This is a genomic window from Mycolicibacterium arseniciresistens (assembly GCF_030519285.1).
Lineage (GTDB): Bacteria > Actinomycetota > Actinomycetes > Mycobacteriales > Mycobacteriaceae > Mycobacterium > Mycobacterium arseniciresistens.
This window is the reverse complement of record NZ_JAUMSQ010000175.1, coordinates 1-2,935: the sequence shown is the minus strand read 5'-3', so window position 1 is coordinate 2,935 and position 2,935 is coordinate 1. Positions and strand designations below refer to the sequence as shown.

The 2,935-nt window shown below is 72.9% G+C and carries 1 protein-coding gene and 2 pseudogenes; all 3 read right to left on the bottom strand.

Annotation, left to right across the window (positions count from 1 at the left end; translation table 11 throughout):
• Window positions 1-244 (bottom strand): annotated as a pseudogene (locus Q2100_RS20100) (hypothetical protein); the annotation flags it as partial.
• A gap of 103 nt (window positions 245-347) precedes the next feature.
• Window positions 348-920 (bottom strand): annotated as a pseudogene (sigM, locus tag Q2100_RS20095) (RNA polymerase sigma factor SigM); the annotation flags it as partial.
• A 98-nt stretch (window positions 921-1,018) separates the two neighbouring features.
• Window positions 1,019-2,935 (bottom strand): protein kinase family protein (locus tag Q2100_RS20090; RefSeq protein WP_407667662.1); only part of this gene is annotated, 1,917 nt, incomplete at its 5' end.

The following is a 2,935-nucleotide window of genomic DNA, read 5'->3' as shown; positions in this document are numbered from 1 at the left end:
CACCCGCCGTCACCGCGGCGGGCACACCGACGGCCGACGCGTCGTCACCGCCCAGATGCGCGAGGTCACGCCGGACTCGGTCCAGCGCCGCAAGCGTGGCGGCCGCCGCGGGATCGGTGCGCAACCGGCGCCACAGCCGGGCGGCCGTCTCGGCGTCGAGGGTGCCGGCCTGCAGGTCGGCCAGGAGTTCAGGCGTGATCGGGCCGTCGGGCGGCGCGGCGTCCGTGCGCCCCTCGTCCGGCATCGCCGCTCCCGTCCTTCCGTCGCGTCGCCACTGGCCTGCCCGCCCAGTCTCCACCATGGGTGCCCGCGATGCGGCGCCCTGCCCGCGGTTCGCGCGTCGGTTCGGCGCCCGCATCGAAGTAGTGCAGTGCCTCGGCGAGTTTGGCGCGGGCCCGGCTGCACCGGCTCTTGACGGTGCCCTCGGGCACGCCGAGCATGCGCGCCGTCTCGGCCACCGAGTAGCCCTGCATGTCGACGGCGACCACCGCGGCCCGCTGCTCGACCGGAAGTGTCAGCAGCGCGCGTTCCACCACGATCGCGGTGTCGACGCGGGCGGTGGAGTCGCCGGCGGGCAGGGCGTCGTCGAGCAGCGCGGTGGTGGGGTGGTTCTTGTTGCGGCGCAGCCTGTCCAGGCAGGCGTTGACGACGATGCGGTAGAGCCAGCTGCTCACCGCCGAGTCGAACCGGAAGGCGTGCGCGTTGCGGTGCGCCTTGAGCATGGCGTCCTGCAGCGCGTCGGCGGCGTCCTCGGGGTTGCGGCTGGTGACCAGCGCCAGCCGGTAGAGCTGCCGCTCGTGGCGCAGGAACAGCGCCTCGAACGCGTACCGGTCACCCGCGACGTGCGCGGCCAGCAGGTCCGCGTCCGACTGGCAGTGCGTCACCCCCGGTGGTTCAGAGGTCCCCCCGAAGCTCTCCACAGCCGAACACTAAACGGCGCCGGAGGGCGTTCGAGGCACCAGTTTGCGCCGGTGGCTCCCACCGCGGGTTCAGCGCTGCAGGGCCTGGGGACAACGCCTCAGGAGGCGGCCTCGAGGGTGACCTCGGCGATGTCGCTGCGGCTCTCCCCGTCGACCTTGCCCAGCTTCGAGACCCACACCAGGACGTTCGACGTCGGCGCCGCGTCGCTGATCTCGATGGTGTTCGAGCCGGGGCGCACCGGCGTCGCGGGGGTGAGTTCGGTGGTGTCGTCCAGCGACGACGGGGAGGGCGACGAGGCGGACCGGATCTCCACCTCGGTGCCAGTGCTGTTGAGGTCGATCTTCACCGCGGACAGCGTGGTGGGCTCGGAAAGTTCGAGCATCAACCCCACCCCGTTCTTGAAGTTCGGGAACGGTTCGGGGTCGGAGTAGGTGTCGATCGGCCACACGGTGGAGGCGTTGCCGTCGATCGCCAGGCCGGCCTCGTCGGGCGCGTCGGCCTCGCCCTCGGGCGAGAACACCGTCACCCGAACGGGTTTCACGGCGGTGCCGCTACCGCCGCCGGACTCGCCGGCCTCGGTCGACGACGGTGCGTTCAATCCCAGTTCGTCGCCGTCGAGGCCGCCGCCGACATCACCGAAGACGCGGCTGAGCACCGTGGCGAGCACGATCAGCGCCACCACCAGGATCGCGCCGCCGATCGCCAGCCCCACCATCAGGCCCTTGCGGCGACGGGCCACGAACTCGGGGTCGTCGTCCGGTGCGGGGCGTGCCCGCTCCGGCCCGTTCGGCTGGTCGACGGGGTTGATCTGCTCGGTGCGGTCGGCGATCGCGGTCGCCTGCTGGAGCAGGTTCAGCAGCGTGGGCGCGCTGCGGATGCCGCCGTCGGGTTGTATCGCGTGGGCGGCTGCCGCCGAGATCTGGAACGGGATGTCACGGTCCACCGACCGCGGTTCCACCGGATTGCCCGCGGTGTCCACGTCGGCGGGCCGCAGGCCGCTCGGCACCCCCGATTCCTCGAGTGGCCAGCGGTTGACCAGCAGCGCGTACAGCGAGGCGCCGATCCCACGGATGTCGTCCTCCGGCGTCGCGTCGGGCATGGTCGCGGGGAACGCCAGCGCCACGTCGCCCTCGATGCTGACCCGGACTCGGCTGGGATGGTCGATCGACAGCGACACCCCGGAACGGTGCGCGGCCTCGGCCGCGGCGGCCAGGCTCTGCATGGCGCGGGCGCCGCCGATCGGCGACGGCGAGGTGTCGGCGACCTCGGCCAGCGAGCCGCCGCGGATCCACTCCGACACGATCAGCCCGCCCGACCCGGTGTTGGCGACGTCGAGAACGCGCGCCACTCCCGGCATGTCGATGCGGCTGAGCTTGAGGGTGCGGCCGAGGATCTCCTGCAGCTGGTCGTCGGGCAGGGTCGCGTCGGGGTCGACGAAGGTCAGCGCGACCTGACGGTCCAGCGCGGTGTCCACGGCCTGCCAGAACTGCAGGTTCGGCGGGCCGCCGTGGAAGACCAGCAGGCGGTAGCGGCCGTTGGCGATGGTGGCGCCGGGGATGAGGTGAACATCCTCGTCGGAGGTGGCGGCCTCGATGGCTGGTTCGCGCGGCGCGTCGAACGGCAGCGACTCACGCGTCGGGTCGCCGCCGTAGTCGGCAGGTGGGCGGCCCGAGGCGGGCATCGGCGTCGTGCCGTTGGGCACCTCGGCCGTGACGTCCCTGTCGGCGGCAGCATCGTCGGAGTAGCCGACGTCCGGCTGGAAGTCGTCGGCGTTGGCGCGGGGCAGCTTGGTGGTGGCGGTGCGGTCCGGCGCAGGTACGGCGCCACCCGCGGGTTCGTCGGTCACCGCTGGTCCTTTCCGCATCCCTGCCCCCGCCGGGGGTCCTGGCCAGCCGGCGGGCGGTCCTGGCCGCCGTCGTTCCGGATGGAGATTCCTGTGCTCAGGGTACGGGAACCGGCCATCCGGGCGTGGCGAGACGGCACGCCCGGCGGGCGCCGCGGGCACCGCGGGTGC